Annotated in this window: 16 protein-coding genes and 2 pseudogenes; 9 read left to right on the top strand and 9 right to left on the bottom strand. The window is 67.1% G+C overall.

All coding sequences use genetic code 11. The features are described from left to right. Nucleotides 1-95 precede the first annotated feature (95 nt). Together A5709_RS17045 and A5709_RS17040 are read right to left on the bottom strand one after the other, a co-directional pair. Complete coding sequence (locus tag A5709_RS17045; RefSeq protein ID WP_068120959.1) at nucleotides 96-1,916, bottom strand: alpha/beta fold hydrolase; 1,821 nt, start codon at nucleotides 1,914-1,916, stop codon at nucleotides 96-98. Further along, a complete protein-coding gene (locus A5709_RS17040) occupies nucleotides 1,916-2,539 on the bottom strand; it encodes a TetR/AcrR family transcriptional regulator (protein WP_068120956.1) in 624 nt (207 codons plus the stop codon). Before A5709_RS17040 ends, A5709_RS17045 begins: the two co-directional genes overlap by 1 nt. A gap of 80 nt (nucleotides 2,540-2,619) precedes the next feature. Between A5709_RS17040 and A5709_RS17035 the strand changes: the two genes are divergently transcribed. Both A5709_RS17035 and A5709_RS17030 read left to right on the top strand, forming a co-directional pair. Beyond that, nucleotides 2,620-3,264: a polysaccharide deacetylase family protein gene (locus A5709_RS17035; protein ID WP_068120952.1), complete on the top strand. Its 645-nt coding sequence runs from the start codon at nucleotides 2,620-2,622 to the stop codon at nucleotides 3,262-3,264. A 4-nt stretch (nucleotides 3,265-3,268) separates the two neighbouring features. Continuing rightward, nucleotides 3,269-4,636: an FAD-binding oxidoreductase gene (locus tag A5709_RS17030; protein WP_068120949.1), complete on the top strand. Its 1,368-nt coding sequence runs from the start codon at nucleotides 3,269-3,271 to the stop codon at nucleotides 4,634-4,636. A 234-nt stretch (nucleotides 4,637-4,870) separates the two neighbouring features. Here A5709_RS17030 and A5709_RS17025 read toward each other — a convergent pair whose 3' ends face one another. Then, nucleotides 4,871-5,506 carry a TIGR03085 family metal-binding protein gene (locus tag A5709_RS17025; protein ID WP_068121024.1) on the bottom strand — a complete coding sequence of 212 codons (636 nt, stop codon included), beginning with the start codon at nucleotides 5,504-5,506 and terminating at the stop codon, nucleotides 4,871-4,873. 243 nt (nucleotides 5,507-5,749) lie between these two features. Here A5709_RS17025 and A5709_RS17020 point away from each other — a divergent pair, with 243 nt between their 5' ends. Genes A5709_RS17020 through A5709_RS17010 form a run of 3 tightly spaced genes read left to right on the top strand, consistent with a single transcriptional unit; the run spans nucleotide 5,750 to nucleotide 8,873 of the window. After that, nucleotides 5,750-7,417, top strand: coding sequence for a nitrite/sulfite reductase (locus A5709_RS17020; protein WP_068120945.1), 1,668 nt, complete (start codon nucleotides 5,750-5,752; stop codon nucleotides 7,415-7,417). A gap of 17 nt (nucleotides 7,418-7,434) precedes the next feature. Next, on the top strand, nucleotides 7,435-8,160 hold the full coding sequence (locus A5709_RS17015; protein WP_068120942.1) for a phosphoadenylyl-sulfate reductase: 726 nt from the start codon (nucleotides 7,435-7,437) through the stop codon (nucleotides 8,158-8,160). Further along, on the top strand, nucleotides 8,157-8,873 hold the full coding sequence (locus tag A5709_RS17010) for a sirohydrochlorin chelatase (protein WP_068120940.1): 717 nt from the start codon (nucleotides 8,157-8,159) through the stop codon (nucleotides 8,871-8,873). The genes A5709_RS17015 and A5709_RS17010 overlap by 4 nt, the downstream gene beginning before the upstream one ends. On the opposite strand, the gene A5709_RS17005 is transcribed toward A5709_RS17010, so the two are convergent. Next, nucleotides 8,870-9,802 (bottom strand): LysR family transcriptional regulator, encoded by a 933-nt coding sequence (locus tag A5709_RS17005; RefSeq protein ID WP_067950092.1) that lies wholly within the window; start codon nucleotides 9,800-9,802, stop codon nucleotides 8,870-8,872. The two genes, A5709_RS17010 and A5709_RS17005, sit on opposite strands and share 4 nt — an antisense overlap. A gap of 104 nt (nucleotides 9,803-9,906) precedes the next feature. Here A5709_RS17005 and fdxA point away from each other — a divergent pair, with 104 nt between their 5' ends. Together fdxA and A5709_RS16995 are read left to right on the top strand one after the other, a co-directional pair. Continuing rightward, nucleotides 9,907-10,233 carry a ferredoxin gene (gene fdxA, locus A5709_RS17000; protein WP_068120937.1) on the top strand — a complete coding sequence of 109 codons (327 nt, stop codon included), beginning with the start codon at nucleotides 9,907-9,909 and terminating at the stop codon, nucleotides 10,231-10,233. A gap of 21 nt (nucleotides 10,234-10,254) precedes the next feature. Continuing rightward, nucleotides 10,255-11,529 carry an alpha/beta hydrolase gene (locus tag A5709_RS16995; RefSeq protein ID WP_068120935.1) on the top strand — a complete coding sequence of 425 codons (1,275 nt, stop codon included), beginning with the start codon at nucleotides 10,255-10,257 and terminating at the stop codon, nucleotides 11,527-11,529. On the opposite strand, the gene A5709_RS16990 is transcribed toward A5709_RS16995, so the two are convergent. Then, nucleotides 11,526-12,137 (bottom strand): TetR/AcrR family transcriptional regulator, encoded by a 612-nt coding sequence (locus tag A5709_RS16990; RefSeq protein ID WP_068120933.1) that lies wholly within the window; start codon nucleotides 12,135-12,137, stop codon nucleotides 11,526-11,528. The two genes, A5709_RS16995 and A5709_RS16990, sit on opposite strands and share 4 nt — an antisense overlap. A gap of 61 nt (nucleotides 12,138-12,198) precedes the next feature. Between A5709_RS16990 and A5709_RS16985 the strand changes: the two genes are divergently transcribed. Then, nucleotides 12,199-12,693, top strand: a complete 495-nt coding sequence (locus A5709_RS16985; RefSeq protein WP_068120932.1) for a DUF1707 domain-containing protein — start codon at nucleotides 12,199-12,201, stop codon at nucleotides 12,691-12,693. On the opposite strand, the gene A5709_RS16980 is transcribed toward A5709_RS16985, so the two are convergent. The 3 genes from A5709_RS16980 to A5709_RS16970 form a co-directional block, all read right to left on the bottom strand. Further along, nucleotides 12,636-13,115, bottom strand: a complete 480-nt coding sequence (locus A5709_RS16980; RefSeq protein ID WP_068120929.1) for a hypothetical protein — start codon at nucleotides 13,113-13,115, stop codon at nucleotides 12,636-12,638. The two genes, A5709_RS16985 and A5709_RS16980, sit on opposite strands and share 58 nt — an antisense overlap. Nucleotides 13,116-13,169: 54 nt before the next feature. Continuing rightward, the gene (locus A5709_RS16975; protein WP_067950108.1) at nucleotides 13,170-13,604 is read right to left on the bottom strand and encodes a protease inhibitor I42 family protein; all 435 of its coding nucleotides are present in this window, start codon (nucleotides 13,602-13,604) and stop codon (nucleotides 13,170-13,172) included. Between the two features lie 90 nt (nucleotides 13,605-13,694). Next, the gene (locus tag A5709_RS16970) at nucleotides 13,695-14,504 is read right to left on the bottom strand and encodes an SDR family oxidoreductase (protein ID WP_068120927.1); all 810 of its coding nucleotides are present in this window, start codon (nucleotides 14,502-14,504) and stop codon (nucleotides 13,695-13,697) included. A 255-nt stretch (nucleotides 14,505-14,759) separates the two neighbouring features. Between A5709_RS16970 and A5709_RS27600 the strand changes: the two are divergent. After that, nucleotides 14,760-15,002: pseudogene (locus tag A5709_RS27600) on the top strand (cation:proton antiporter); the annotation flags it as partial. A 29-nt stretch (nucleotides 15,003-15,031) separates the two neighbouring features. On the opposite strand, the pseudogene A5709_RS27595 reads toward A5709_RS27600, so the two are convergent. Further along, a pseudogene (locus A5709_RS27595) lies at nucleotides 15,032-15,321 on the bottom strand (cation:proton antiporter); the annotation flags it as partial.

Here is a 15,321-nt window from a genome sequence, read left to right as displayed (position 1 = left end):
TGGAGGTCCGTGTCGATCTCCTGTCGGAAAGCTGACTCCCTGCTGGTTCCGAATAACCACCCAGTCCGAAATCGAAACCCCCTACTCGACAGGCGTTAAACAGCGGCTGTCTGCGGCGGCTTTTGGACCGCCCCCGCATATTCGCCGACGAAGCCGTTCCCCAACCACCACCTGGGCTCGGTGTGCTCGAAGATTTCCTCGCCGAGTGCGCGATCGCGCACCGACCTCTTGACCGGGAACGGATTCATCCCCGTCTTGTATTCGACCCCGACCATGGCGGGGGCGGCCGGTCGGCCCCGCCTGGGTAACAGCTCGAAACCGGCGTCCTGCAGCATGCTGTTCAGCTCGGCGGGGCGAGGGAATCGGCGAAAGTCGTGGTTCGGCTTGTGCAGGCCGAACACGAACAGCGGCCCGATCGTGACGAAACACAGCCAGGTGCACAGGTTGCGATCGGGTGCGACATAGAACATCCGACCGCCCGGCTTCAGCGCGCGGAACACGCTGTCCATCAGGCCGCGGTGCTCGGTGCAGTGGTCGAGGACCCCGTGCAGGTAGACCAGGTCGAATCGATTGGCCCCCAACACCTCCGGGTTACGCGCGTCTCCGACGACGAAGGTCGCCTTATCAGCGAGGCGCTTGCGGGCCGCGTCGATCGACTTGTAGTCGACGTCGATGCCGACGATGTCCCAGTCGCCCAACTCCGGATATCGTTCGAGCAATCCCGCGATCGCCCCGCCGCCGCCGCAGCCGACCACGGCCATCGTCGGGCGCTGGCCGTCCGTGGTGGGAAGGTAGTCGTTCAGGAAGTCCCATGCCGCGTAGTCGATTTCGCCGACAAGGTCGGCGGTGAAGCGCCACTGTTCGCTGACCTCTGCGTTGGAGAAGTAGCGGACGCCGCGCTCGATCGTGCCGTTGCTGATCCGCATCAGCACGCGATCGATGATCGAATAGTGGTATTCCGGTTCGCCCGCCGCGTCGTTGGCTCGTTCCCGATCGAGGAACTCGAAGTAGCTCCGCTCTTCTGGTTCGATGGGCGGTTCCCACTTTTCGGCCTTGCCGAGCACCCGCTCCCGAATCCACGAATCGATCACGCGGCTGTAGACACCGGTGTCGAACAACATCAGCTGGTGGCCCCCACCGGGCATCACGAAAAAGTCTTTGGTGCCGCCGATCCGCTCGAAGCAGGCCCGGCAGTGCTCGACGCCGACGATCTCGTCGTGCTCGCCGCAGGCGATCAACACGGGTTTCGTGTTGGCGGCGGCCGGTTTTGACGGCACATAGTTGAACACCGAGTGATAGCTCTTGAACCCATACGACCAGACGTACAGCGGGTCCTTCTTCTTGACGCCCAGCAGTCCGGGGTCTTCTTGGTAAGCGGCCTTGAAGTCGATGAACCGCCGCAGCGGGACGCGCAGCCGATCGCCGACCTTCTCCGCCGCGTATTGCGCGACCCGCGACCGGATGAGCCTGATCGGCAGGCTCATCGGTGTCTCGTGGTTCAACAGAATGTTCATGCACACTCCGGCCGCCACGGCCGGGCACGCGTCGAGCGCGTGGAATGCGACCTCCCCGCCCTGGCTGGCGCCGTGCACGACGACGGGCAAAGACGTGCGTCGTGCCGCGTAATCGGTGACCGCCCTGGTGTCTTCGAGGAAGTCTTCGAAACTGAACACACCTGGCTCACCTTCGGTGCGGCCGTGCCCGGTCAGATCCAACGAATAGACCGCCGCGCGGTAGTGGCGGCGCATGTGCTCGGCGAACGCGTCGTAGCTCTCGCTGTTGCCGGCGGTGCCGTGCACCAACACCAAAACGTAGTCGGCATTCTCGTTGTCGTAGCGGCGCACGAAGATTCGTTTGCCGCCGGATCCGGTCACGCCGTCTTCGACCATCGGCGGCACTGCCTGAATGGTAGTCATCAGCTTTTCGAATCCAATCTCTCGGTGAAGCGGGCGGCGATCATCTCGGCGAAGGCGTCGAAGTCGGCGCGGAATCCCGACGTGTCGGCGATGAACGGGCGCTGCATCGCCATGCCCAGCAGCACGATTTCGCACAGGCGCACCGCCTCGTCGATCAAGTGCTGCGGCGCCGCGTCGCCGGCGATGGTGCGCAGCAGCTCGGCCAGCTGCCGCCGCTGGGTATCGCGATAGTCGACGTAGGCGGTCCGCAGGAACTCGTTGTGGTTGGCCGCCGCGGCGAACTCGACCATGAACGTGACCGCGTCGATGTCGTCGATGAACAGCGTGTACAGCAAACCGGCCGCCTCGGACAGGCGATCACGCACCGACGCCGCCTGCGACAGCCGCGCCGCCGCCGTGGCGAACATGTTCCTGGCCATGTCGTCGATGGCCGCCTGAAACAGCTTTTCCTTGGTCTCGAAGTGGTAATGCAGCAGCGTCTGCGAGACGCCGGCCTTCGTCGAGATCAGCTTCATCGAGGACTTCTCGTAGCCGTACGCGCAGAAGCACCGCATCGTCGTGCGCAGGATGCGCTGCCGGGTGTCACCGGCAGTGTCTCCAGTCTTCGGAATCGTTTCGGTCAACTTCGACTCGTCTCGTCGCTTCCGAATAAGGTACTGCCTGATCGATCAGTCAGGCAAGGGCGGCGCGATAGGCTTTCAGGGTGAAGATCACCTTGACCTTCGACAACGGCCCGACCCCCGGTGTCACAGATCAGGTTCTCGATGTCCTCGCTCAGCGTCAGATGTCCGCCATCTTCTTCGTCGTCGGTGAGAGGGTCTGCTCGCCGGAAGGACGCCGGCTGATCGAGCGCGCCGTCGCCGAGGGCCACCGGATCGGCAATCACTCCTTCACCCACGGCCGACCCCTTGGCGAGCTCTCCGCGACGGAGACCGTTCACGAAATCAGCAGCACACAAAGGGTTTTGGACGATTTCGACGACGTCGATCGCTACTTCAGGCCGTGGGGAACCGAGGGCGCGCTCGAACGGCGCTGCCTGAACCAGGCGGCGGTCGACCACCTCATCGCGGAGAAGTACACCTGCGTCCTGTGGAACAGCGTCCCGCGCGACTGGGCGGACCCCCACGGATGGGTCGACCGGGCGCTCGCCGATACCCGCAACCAGGAGCACACCGTGGTCGTCCTGCACGACCTACCCACCGGCGCGATGGAGCGACTACCGAGATTCCTCGATGAGCTCACCGACTCCGGCGTAGAGGTCACCACCGACCTGCCCGACGACTGTGTGCCGATCGTCCGCGGTCGGCTGCGAACACCGATCGATCACCTCACTCCGGCGATAAGGTAGCGACATGACGGCGCGGTTCTCCGAGATCGTCGGTGAGCACAACTTGCTGACCGGCGACGCTATCCCCGAGGACTACTGGCACGACGAAGTCTTGACGAAGCCGCCGCAACGACCGGCGTACGTCGCCAAACCGGCCACCGCTGAAGAGGTTTCGCAGCTGTTGAAGGCGGCCTCGGACAATGGTGTTCCGGTGACGGCCCGCGGGTCCGGGACCGGCCTGTCGGGTGCGGCGATCCCCCGCGCCGACGGGCTGCTGATCTCCTTCGAGCGGATGAACGCCGTGCTCGAGGTCGACACCACCAACCAGGTCGCCGTCGTCCAGCCCGCGGTGACGCTCACCGAACTGGACGCCGCCACCGCCGAAACCGGCCTGCGCTACATGGTTCACCCGGGCGAGCTGTCGTCCAGCGTCGGCGGCAACGTCGGCACCAACGCCGGCGGCATGAACGCGGTCAAGTACGGAATCGCCCGCCACAACGTGCTCGGGCTGCAGGCGGCGCTGCCGACCGGCGAGCTCATCCGCACCGGCGGCAAAATCGCCAAGGTCTCCACCGGCTACGACCTGACCCAGCTCATCGTCGGCTCCGAAGGCACCCTGGCCCTGGCCACCGAGGTGACCGTCAAGCTGCACCCGCGGCTCGACCACGCCGCCACGGTCCTGGCCCCGTTCGCCGACTTCGACCAGATCATGGCCGCGGTGCCCAGGGTGGTGGGCAGCGGCCTCGCGCCCTACATCCTGGAGTACATCGACAACGTGACGATGGCCGCGCTCGTCCACACCCAGAACCTGGAGCTGGGTGTCCCCGACAGCGTCCGCGACAGCTGCGATGCCTATCTCGTTGTGGCGCTTGAGAACCGGACCGCCGACCGGCTGGAGGAGGACATCGAGCGGGCCGGCGAGCTGGTGGTCGAGCTGGGTGCCGTGGATGCCTATGTGCTCGAAGGGGTCTCGGCACGCAAGCTGATCGAGGCGCGCGAGAAGGCGTTCTGGACGGCGAAGGCGATCGGCGCAGACGACATCATCGACACCGTGGTCCCCCGCTCCGCGATGCCCAAGTTCCTCTCCGCCGCGCGCGGCATGGCGACGGCCGCCGGCGGCGCGGTGGCGGGCTGTGGACACGCCGGCGACGGCAACGTGCACCTGGCCATCTTCTGCAAGGACCCAGGCACGCGCAAGAAGCTGATGACCGACATCTTCGCGCTGGCAATGGAATTGGGCGGTGCCATCTCCGGCGAGCACGGCCTGGGCCGCGCCAAGACGCCGTACTTCCTGGAACTGGAAGACCCGGTCAAGGTCGACCTGATGCGCCGCATCAAGCAAAGCTTCGACCCCGCGGGCATCCTCAACCCCGATGTGCTGTTCGCCACCTAAGCCCTCAGCCGACAACCGGAAAGCGGCGTTGAGCGGCAATAGCTTTCAACCCCCTCTCGCGCACGTGCGGCTTCGTGCCGGCGATTTTTGGGGATGAGCCGATGTGCCCGCCTCTGAGCGACAACGGCGGACTCGGCGCCCCACCGCCGCAAGTTGTCGCTGTGAGGCGGGCACTTTGGGTGCCGCTTTTTCCAGAGGCGCGTGTGGCTCCTGTGACTTCTGTCGCCGAAGGGCTCACATCCCGAAGTGCACGCGACGCACCGCCGCAACGGCTTCCGGCGGCCCGCTCACTTCCACGTCCGCCGCCCCTTGCCTGCCAAAGAGATACAACAACAACTCACCCGGTTGGCCGCGAAGCAAAACCGCCGGCGCACCACGCCGCACCGTCACCCGCGAACCGGCCCACTCCACGTCGAGCCCGCAACCAGAAAGCCGCCGACTCAGAAAACGCCCGCCCCGGCAGACGTTCCGCCACAACGCCGCGTCCATGTCGGACGCCAACGAGCGCGGCCCCAGCCCCTGCGCCCTGCGCACGTCCTCGTGGTGCACGAAGAACTCGTTGAGATTTGCCAGCGCGCGCACCCATCCGATGCGGAAGAACCCGACGGGCGGGCCGGACCGGATTCGCGCGACGAGCCACCCGAAATCGCGACGGGCCAACGCAACCCTGCGCCGCTCGGCGAACCGCTGGAACGGACCGGGCAGCACGAGACATGGTCCCGCAACGACATCCCGTTCCCGCAACACCAAATGGGCGGCGAGATCGCGACAAGTCCAGCCCTCGATCAGCGTCGGAGCGGACGGGCCGAGCTCGACGAAAAGGTCACACAGCGCGGACCGCTCCCGCGCGTCCAGCGTCGGCCCAGACACCACCGCAGGCTACTGCAATCGCGCTGCGCGCCAGACCAATAAACGTGAACCGGAGCACACAACCAACGGTTGTGCCCTCACAACGGCGCGACCTCTACTCCCCTAGGCGTAACCCGGGCACTATGAAGCCATGAGACGTGGGCGCAACGGAGCGCCCGCGCTCACCTCTGACTGACAACATCATCGCGTCGATGCCGCGGCCAGCAGCCCTGCAGCCCCAAGCACCGCGAAGGAGCACACCTCATGACCACAGCACGTCCCGCCAAGACCCGCAGCGAGGGCCAGTGGGCGCTGGGTGATCGCGAACCGCTCAACGACACCGAGAAGATCAAGAACGACGACGCGCCGCTGAACGTGCGCGACCGCATCGTCAACGTCTACGCCCACCAGGGCTTCGACAGCATCGACCACTCCGATCTGCGGGGGCGCTTCCGCTGGATGGGCCTGTACACCCAACGCGAACAGGGCTACGACGGCAGCTGGACCGGTGACGACAACACCGACAAGATCGAAGCCAAGTACTTCATGATGCGCGTCCGCACCGATGGCAAACCGCTGACGGCGCACTCGATGCGCATTCTGGGGCAGATCTCGACCGAATTCGCCCGCGACACCGCCGACATCAGCGACCGGGAGAACCTGCAGCTGCACTGGATCCGCATCGAGGACGTCCCCGAGATCTGGCGGCGCCTGGACTCGGTCGGCCTGCAGACCACCGAGGCGTGCGGCGACTGCCCGCGCGGCATCCACGGTTCGCCACTGGCCGGCGACTCGCTCGACGAGGTGCTCGACCCCTCCCCCGCGATCGACGAGATCGTCCGGCGCTCCATGGGCAACCCGGAGTACGCGAATCTGCCGCGCAAGTACAAGACCGCGGTCTCGGGCCTGCAGGACGTCTCCCACGAGACCCACGACGTCGCGTTCGTCGGCGTCAACCATCCCGAACACGGGCCCGGCCTGGATCTGTGGGTGGGCGGCGGCCTGTCGACCAATCCGATGCTGGCCCAGCGGGTCCGGGTGTGGATCCCGCTCGACGAGGTGCCCGACGTCTGGGAGGCCGTCACCCGGGTGTTCCGCGACTACGGCTACCGGCGGATGCGCGCCAAGGCCAGGCTGAAGTTTCTGATCAAGGACTGGGGCGTCGAAAAGTTCCGCGAGGTCCTCGAAACCGAATACCTCAACCGCCGGCTGATCGACGGCCCGGCCCCCGCGCCGGTCAAGCAGACCATCGACCACGTCGGCGTGCAGAAGATCAAGAACGGGCTCAACGCGATCGGCGTCGCCCCGATCGCCGGACGCGTGTCGGGCGCCACCCTGTCGGCGGTCGCCGACCTGATGGAGAAGGTCGGCTCCGACCGGGCCCGGCTGACCCCGTTCCAGAAGCTGGTCATCCTCGACGTGCCCGACGAGAAAGTGGACGAGACCGTCGCCGCCTTGGATGCCCTCGGCCTACCGTCGCGGCCGTCGGCGTGGCGCAAGAACACGATGGCCTGCACCGGCATCGAGTTCTGCAAGCTGTCTTTCGCCGAAACCCGGGTGCGCACGCAGACTTTGGTGCCCGAGCTGGAACAACGCCTGGCCGACGTCAACTCCGAGCTCGACGTGCCGATCAGCGTCCACCTCAACGGCTGCCCGAACTCGTGCGCACGAATTCAGGTCGCCGACATCGGCTTCAAGGGCCAGTGGATCGACGACGGCGAGGGCAATTCCGTCGAGGGCTTCCAGGTCCACCTGGGCGGCGGCCTGGGCGAGGCGAGCGGGTTCGGCCGAAAGCTGCGCCAGCACAAGGTGACCAGCGACGAGCTCGGCGACTACATCGACCGGGTGACCCGCAAATTCCTCGAAAACCGCGACGGCGGAGAAACTTTCGCGTCCTGGGCGCTGCGCGCCGACGAGGCCGACCTGCGATAGGAGTTGAGGACCCCGCCATGGTGGCGATGAACTTCACCAAGGAGCAGCTGCGCAAGCTGGCCGAGCGCGGCGCTGCCGACATGGAGGGCGCCGGCGCGGTCGACATCCTGCGGTGGACCGACGAGCACTTCGGCGGCGACGACTCGGCCGACTGCAAGTACGTGGTGGCCGCCAATATGCAAGACGCCGTGATGGTTTCGCTCGCCTCGGACGTGCGGCCGGGCGTGCCGGTGCTGTTTCTGGACACCGGTTACCACTTCGCCGAAACCATCGGCACCCGCGACGCGGTCGAGTCAGTCTACGACATCCACCTGCTCAACGTCGAACCCGAACACTCCGTTTCCGAGCAGGACGAGCTGCTGGGCAAGGACCTGTTCGCCCGCGATCCCAACGAGTGCTGCCGCCTGCGCAAGGTCATCCCCCTGCGCCGCGCGCTGCGCGGCTACGCGGCGTGGGTCAGCGGATTGCGCCGGGTGGAGGCCGCCACCCGCGCCAACGCCCCGCTGATCAGCTTCGACGAGTCGTTCGAGGTGATCAAGGTCAACCCCATCGCGGCCTGGACCGACGACGACGTCCAGGACTACATCGAGCGCAACAACGTCCTGGTCAATCCGCTCGTCGAGGAGGGCTACCCGTCCATCGGCTGCGCCCCCTGCACCAGCAAGCCGGCCGACGGTGACGATCCTCGCAGCGGGCGCTGGCGGGGACGAAACAAGATCGAATGCGGGTTGCACGCATCATGAGCACACTCGTACTCACCGCCCACGGCAGCCGGGACCCACGGTCGGGCGCCAACGCACAGACCGTTGCCGACCGGCTGGCCGGCATGCGCCCCGACCTCGACGTGCGGCTGGCTTTCCTGGAGCTCAACGAACCGAACTTCGCCGACGTGCTGGCCGAGTTGCCGGACAGTCGCCGCGCGGTGGTCGCCCCGTTCCTGTTGGCCAGCGCCTACCACGCGCGCCTGGACATCCCCAAGCAGATCGCAAAAGCCGGAGCGCATGGGATCCGCCAGGCCGACGTGCTCGGCGAGGACGAGCGGCTGGTGACGGTGCTGCGCGAACGCCTGGCCGAGGTCGGGGTTTCCCCACATGACGACGATCTCGGGGTGATGGTGGTCGCGATCGGCTCGTCCAACGCCGCGGCGAACGCGCGCACGTCAAAGGTGGCGTCCCGGTTGGCCATCGGCACCGGCTGGGCCGGGGCGACGACCGCGTTCGCCACCCGGCCCGAGGCGTCGGTGGAGCGCGCGGCCGACCACTTGCGCCGCCGCGGCGCGCGGCGACTCGTCATCGCGCCCTGGTTCCTCGCGCCGGGGCTGCTCACCGACGGCGTCTCGGCGTATGCGCGGGACAACGGCATTCCGATGGCCGCGCCGCTGGGTGCGCACCGGCTGGTGGCCCAGACCGTGCTCGACCGCTACGACGAGGCCCTGGCAGCCGACGCGGCGGCCTAGCGACTGTTGATGTGGCTCAACAGGTCTCGAACCGCCCCGGCCGGCGGCGTGCGCCCGCCCACCCAGATCGCGCGAAACTTGCGTCGTAAGTCCAATTTCGCGATGGTGACCGCGCTCAGCCGCCCCACGGCGAGGTCGTCGGCCACCGCCAGCCGGCTCATGGCCGCCGGTCCCGCGCCGGCGAGCACGGCCGCGCGCATCGCCGCCGCCGACGTCAACTCCAATACGGGCGGTGCTTGCTCCATGTCCTCCCCCAGCACCTGACGCAGCGCCACCGTCAGCGAATCGCGGATGCCCGAATGGGGTTCGCGGGCAACCAATGGCGTCTCCGCGAGTTCACGAGCGGTCACTCCCCGCGCCCGTCGCGTCCACTTGTGGCCCGGCGGCACCACGATCACAAGTTCATCCTGCCCCACCACGCACGTGCCCAAACCCTTTGGCGTTCCCGGGTTCTCGACAAAACCGAGATCCGCGCTGCCGTCGCGGACCGCGGCGATAGCGTGCTCGCTGTTGGTGGCGGTCAAACTCACCTGCGGGGCAACGACGCCGCGCCGCGTCGCCTCGGTCTGCAGGGACAGCAACCAGTGCGGCATCAGCTGCTCGGAGATCGTCTGGCTGGCCGCGACCCGGATCCGCTCGCGGCCTTCCTTGCGCAGCGATCCCATGCCCGTGTCAAGCTCGGTGGCGACCTCGAGCAACCGCCGCGCCCAATCCGCGACGATCAGGCCCGCCGGCGTCAGCTGCGAACCGCGCGTCGTCCGCACCGCCAGCGTCACCCCGATCTGGGCCTCCATCGACGCGAGCCGTCGCGAGATGGCCTGCTGGGTCAGCCCGAGTTCGCGCGCCGCGCGGCCCAGGCTGCCGGTCTCCGCGATCGCCAAGAACACCTCGAACGAGGCGAGCTCGGGCATTCGCGGGCTGAGCGGCATGGCTGATCACATCACAATCAATTCGTGTGACACAACGATAGCTTGTGACTCCACAACGCCGGGACCTCTACTCGCGGCCGGTTGCGGCAAGAACCATGGGGTGCATGGCCTACGTGATCGCCGAGCCCTGCATCGACATCAAAGACAAGGCATGCATCGAGGAATGTCCCGTCGACTGCATCTACGAGGGCGCGCGGATGCTCTACATCCACCCCGACGAATGCGTCGACTGCGGCGCCTGCGAGCCGGTGTGCCCGGTCGAGTCCATCTACTACGAGGACGACCTGCCCGGCGAATACGGCGAATACACGCAGATCAACGCCGACTTCTTCACCGAGCTGGGCTCGCCCGGCGGCGCGTCGAAGGTCGGGCTGACCGACAACGACCCCGCCGCGGTCAAGAACCTCGAGAGCCGGGCCGACGCGACCTAGCGCATTTCGTAAGGTGAGGGGATGCGGACAGCTCGAATCATCCACGTCATCCGGCAGATAGGGTCGCTCGTGGTCACCGCCGTGACCGCGGTGTCCACGCTCAACGCGTACCGCCCGCTGGCGCGCAGCGGCTACCTATCGCTCTTCTCGTGGATGTTCGGGCTGGTCGTCACCGAATTGCCGGTGCAGACCCTGGTCAGCCAGCTCGGCGGTCTGGCGCTGACGGCTCGCCGCCTGACTCCGCCGGTGCGAATCGCCGCGTGGGCGGTGGCGACGGTGTCGGCGATGGGCTTGCTGAACTTCAGCCGTGCCGGGCATAAGGCCAACGTCCCACTGACGCAAGCGCTGGACGAGGGCCTGGGCGCGGGTCGTCGGACCGAGTCCGGGGACCTGTGGCGCCGGCCGGCCGGCGGCGGGACGGCCAAAACGCCGGGGCTGGTGCGGATGATGCGGATCTACCGCGACTACGCCCACGATTCCAACATCAGCTACGGCGAATTCGGCAGCGCCAACCACCTGGACATCTGGCGTCGTCCGGATCTCGACCCGATTGGCAAGGCGCCGGTGCTCTTCCAGATTCCGGGTGGCGCCTGGACGACGGGAAACAAACGCGGACAAGCTCATCCACTGATGAGCCACCTCGCCGAGTTGGGCTGGGTTTGTGTGGCGATCAACTACCGGCACAGTCCGCGCAACACCTGGCCGGACCACATCGTCGACGTCAAGCGCGCCCTGGCCTGGGTCAAGGCGCACATCTCCGAGTACGGCGGCGACCCCGAATTCATCGCCATCACGGGCGGTTCGGCGGGCGGCCACCTGTCGTCACTGGCCGCTCTCACGCCCAATGACCCTCAGTTCCAGCCCGGGTTCGAAGACGCCGACACGCGAGTGCAGGCGGCCGTGCCGTTCTACGGCGTCTACGACTTCACCCGGTTCAACGACGCGATGCACCCGATGATGCCCGCCTTGCTCGTCAAATCGGTTGTCAAGCAACGCCCTTCGACGAACATGCAGCCTTTCATCACCGCTTCCCCGGTCAACCACGTTTCGGCCGACGCTCCCCCGTTCTTCGTCTTGCACGGCCGCAACGACTCGCTGGTGCCCGTCGAGCAGGCGCGTGGATTCGTCGAGCAACTGCGGCAGGCGAGCAACCAGCCCGTCGTGTACGCCGAATTGCCGTTCACCCAGCACGCTTTCGACATCTTCGGTTCGGCGCGCGCGGCGCACACCGCGGTCGCCGTGGAACAGTTCCTGGCCGAGATCTACGCGACGCGGCGCCAGGCCAACGTCGCCTAACCGCCCAGCATTTGGGCCACCACGCCAGCGATGATGGCCTCCGGGTCCTGCTTGATGCCGACGCTGAGCAGCTCGCCACCGATCGCGAGCGACGCGACGCCGTGCACCAGCGACCACAGCGGCGCCGCGAGTTCACGCGGGTCTTGACCGCCGACGATGCCCGCCCGTTGACACGTCACGATCGCGTCGAGCAGATCGCCGAACGCCTCCTCGCCGGCGACGGCCAGGCCGGGATGGTCGGCCTTGGATAGCTCGGCGCCGAACATCACGCGGTAGTGGTCCGGGTGGGCGACCGCCCACCGCACATAGGCGCGGCCGAGTTCGATTACCCGGTCCTTCGGGTCCGGCGTCGCGCCGGCGGCCGCGGCCAGTTCGGCGTGCAGGTCACGAAAACCTTGTTCGGCCACGGTCGCGAGCAGCGCAGCCTTGTCGGCGAAGTGCCGGTAGGGCGCGGCGGCGCTGACGCCGGCGCGCCGCGCCGCCTCGGTCAGCGTGAAACCCTTCGGCCCCTTCTCGGCCACCAGCGACAGGGCGGCGCTGGTCAGCGCGCGTTTGAGGTCGCCGTGGTGGTAGCTGTCCCGACGCGCCGCAACTTTCTGCCGTGCCATGTTGACGAGGTTAACATTGGAGACTATGTTAAAGCCATTCACATCTTTGGAAGGGGACGAAATGGACCAGCAACTCATGACCCCCCGTGCCGGCGACCGCGACCGGGAGAGGGCGGCGGAACGCCTCGGCCAAGCATTCGCGCAGGGCTACCTGCAGCTGGATGAGTACGAGCAACGAGTGCAGGCGGTGTTCGGCACGCACACCACCGAGGAACTCACCCAGCTCCTCGCCGACCTGCCGCTCGAGCGGATCCGGCGCGCGGACCCGCGCCGCCGCGCCGCCCGCATCGAGGCCGCCCGCCGCGGCGTGCGCCTTCACCTCGCGGCCTACCTGGCGATGACCGTCATCGTGCTCACCGTGTGGGCGGCCGTCGCCGCGGCCACCGGCGCCACCTACTTCTGGCCGATATGGCCCATCCTTGGCGCCGGGATCGGCCTCGTCAGCCACGCCCTGGGCATCCACCCCGCTCAGAAATATGGAAACCCTTGTGCCGCAGGCTATGTCTTGGGACGCACCCCGGCCGCGCGATACACGAAGACCGGCTGGACCGGATAACGCAGCGTCGTCGTGGGCAGCGTCTCCAGCACCTCGTCGGGGATGGCCTTCTTGTAGTTGAGGCTCATCGACCCGCTGAAGGCGGGGTCGACGCCGTGCAGGTCGATTTCCAGCTTCAGGCCTTTGCCGGTGATGGTGGCCCGGGCCGGCCCCTTGCGGCTGTCCCACGAGCAATCGATCGATCGCAGGTTGGCGTCCCCGCGCGCGGGAAGCGTGGCGACCACTCGGGCGGACGTGAACGCGAACGCACCCCTGTAGCGGGATACGCCGGAAGCCGAATAGACCCCAGGCACGTGGCCGCTGAAGTGCCGGCTCACCCCCACATTGCCGGCGCTGAAGATGACGCCCTCGGCTTCGAGCTCGTCGCGCAGCGCCGCGGGCAGTTTGCCGATTTCGGACAAATTTCGGAGGAAGCCGAACACGCACCAGACCGTAGCGCGAGGTGCGGCCGGTCCGCACTCGTTTGCCAGAGAGGTTTACTGCACCGTGACGTCGGCCGTGTAGGTGCACGCCGGCTTGGAGTCCTTATCGACAAAGCTGGTGTAGGACGTGCCGATGGTCGTGGTCCCCGGCTTCAACGCGGTGAACTCCCACACCTCGGTGCCGGGCGCCCCCAACGCGTCAGAACTCGGCGGCACGAACTCGTGACTGGTTTGCTTCAGCACCCCCGGATCGCCCACCTTCATCTCCGGTGTCCACCGGTACGGGGTGGTGTAATTGGAGCCCAACTTCACGATCAGCGTGTTGCCGACGGCCAAGGTCATGCTCTGCTTGATGGCGTCCTGGGTAAGCACGTCGGTCATCGGTACCTGGAGTGTCTTGGTCGACGGCGGGTTCCTGGAGGCGAAGTGGCAGCCCACCACCGTTGACGAAACGAGCACGGCGACTGCTACCAGCAGCCTCATCCTCACAAGATTCATCGCCTCCATTATGGCGGGAAGCCCGCTGCCGAGATCGGTCCGGATGGGTGGAAGCTGGATGCCCAGGTCCGGGTGCGGGTTTTAGCGCTCCCCTTTGCGCGGGCGGTGCGGCAGGTAAGCGCGGATGGCGTCACGGTACGGCAGTTGACCCGCGGCGACCTGTTCCTGGAGGTACTGCTCGAACGTCATCACGCCGTCGGCGTGCTCCGAGGTTAGCAGGGCGCCGGCGCGTAACTCGCCAAACACCTTGCCGGGCAAGCGGATCGGGACGATGCGTCGGCGTTTACCCACGATGGCCAAGTAGCTGCGGGCAAGGTCTTCGAGTGCGCGCGGCTGCGGCCCCCCCAAATCCGGCGCACGTCCGATCGGCTCGCCGAGCGCCAACCGGGCCAACCGCGCGCCCACGTCGCGCACGTCGACCGGCTGGAACTTCAGGCCCGCCGGCAGCGCCATGACCGGCGGTTTGGCGAGCATGCGCAGTATGACGGCGATCAGATCGTGAAACTGGGTCGCCCGCTGCACCGTCCACGGCAGGCCCGACTCGGCGATCGTGCGTTCGTTGGCGAGCATCATGCGGTACAGGCCGAATGGGACGCGGTCGATTCCGACGATGGAGACGTAAACCAGATGCGGTGAGCCCGCCCGTTTCGCCGCGGCGACCAGGTGCCCGCTGGGATAGACGCAGTGCACGATCGTGTCGACGCCGTCGAGCGCCGCATCGAGCCCATCGCCGGTCTGCACGTCGCCGACGACATGCTCGACATCGGTGCGCTGGTGCCGCCGCCGTCCGCGGCTCAGCACGCGGACGTTCTTGCCGGCGGCGGTCAGCCGGTCGACGACGGCGCGGCCTACGGTGCCGGTGCCGCCTGTGATCAGTACTCGGTTGGCCATGCGAAGTCGCTCACGCCACCAACACTGCCACGCACCGGGGGCCCGTGCTGCGGGTCGGGTCACCGGATGCTGGTACTCCTGCGACTGCTCCTGAGCTCGGAACCATTACCGGACTCTCGATTTTGATATCGCGGGCGCTATCGAGTTCGAGAGTCGCATAACGCCCCGCACTCGGGGCCGAAGTGACAGATGTGACGGCGCTCGCCACCCGAGCCCCGATCGGCGCGAGGCGGGCATGTCCGGCAGGATGGGCTGGTGTTTGGCCTCGTCCTGATCGTTGCGCTCGTCTCCACCGTCATCGTCGGGACGGTCCTCGGCCGGCGCTACCGCGTTGGTCCCCCGGTGCTGCTCATCGTGCTCGGCACGCTGCTGGGTCTGATCCCCAGCTTGGCTCACGTGCATGTGAACGGGGAGGTCGTGCTGTTGCTGTTCCTGCCGGCGATCCTCTACTGGGAAGGCCTGAACACCAGCTTCCGGGAGATCCGAGCGAACGCGCGCATCATCGTGTTCCTGAGCGTCGCCCTGGTGATCGCGACGTGGACTGTGACGGCGAACAGGACCAGGGCCGTGCCGTCGTTGATGAGACTCTCGGCCTTCAGCACCGTGACCGATCGGCGTGGCAACTTCTTGGCCAAACCGGCCACGGCGGCGGCGTCGGTGGGGGACAGCACGGCGCCCAACACGGCCGCCGCGTGGGAGTCCATGCCCAGCGCCCGTGCCGTCCACGACACGGCCACCGCCGTCGCGATCACCAGGGCGACGCTCAGGAACACGATGATGCGCGCGTTCGCTCGGATCTCCCGGAAGCTGGTGTTCA

Source organism: Mycobacterium sp. E1386, assembly GCF_001672745.1.
Lineage (GTDB): Bacteria > Actinomycetota > Actinomycetes > Mycobacteriales > Mycobacteriaceae > Mycobacterium.
This window is presented reverse-complemented; position numbering and strand designations above follow the sequence as displayed.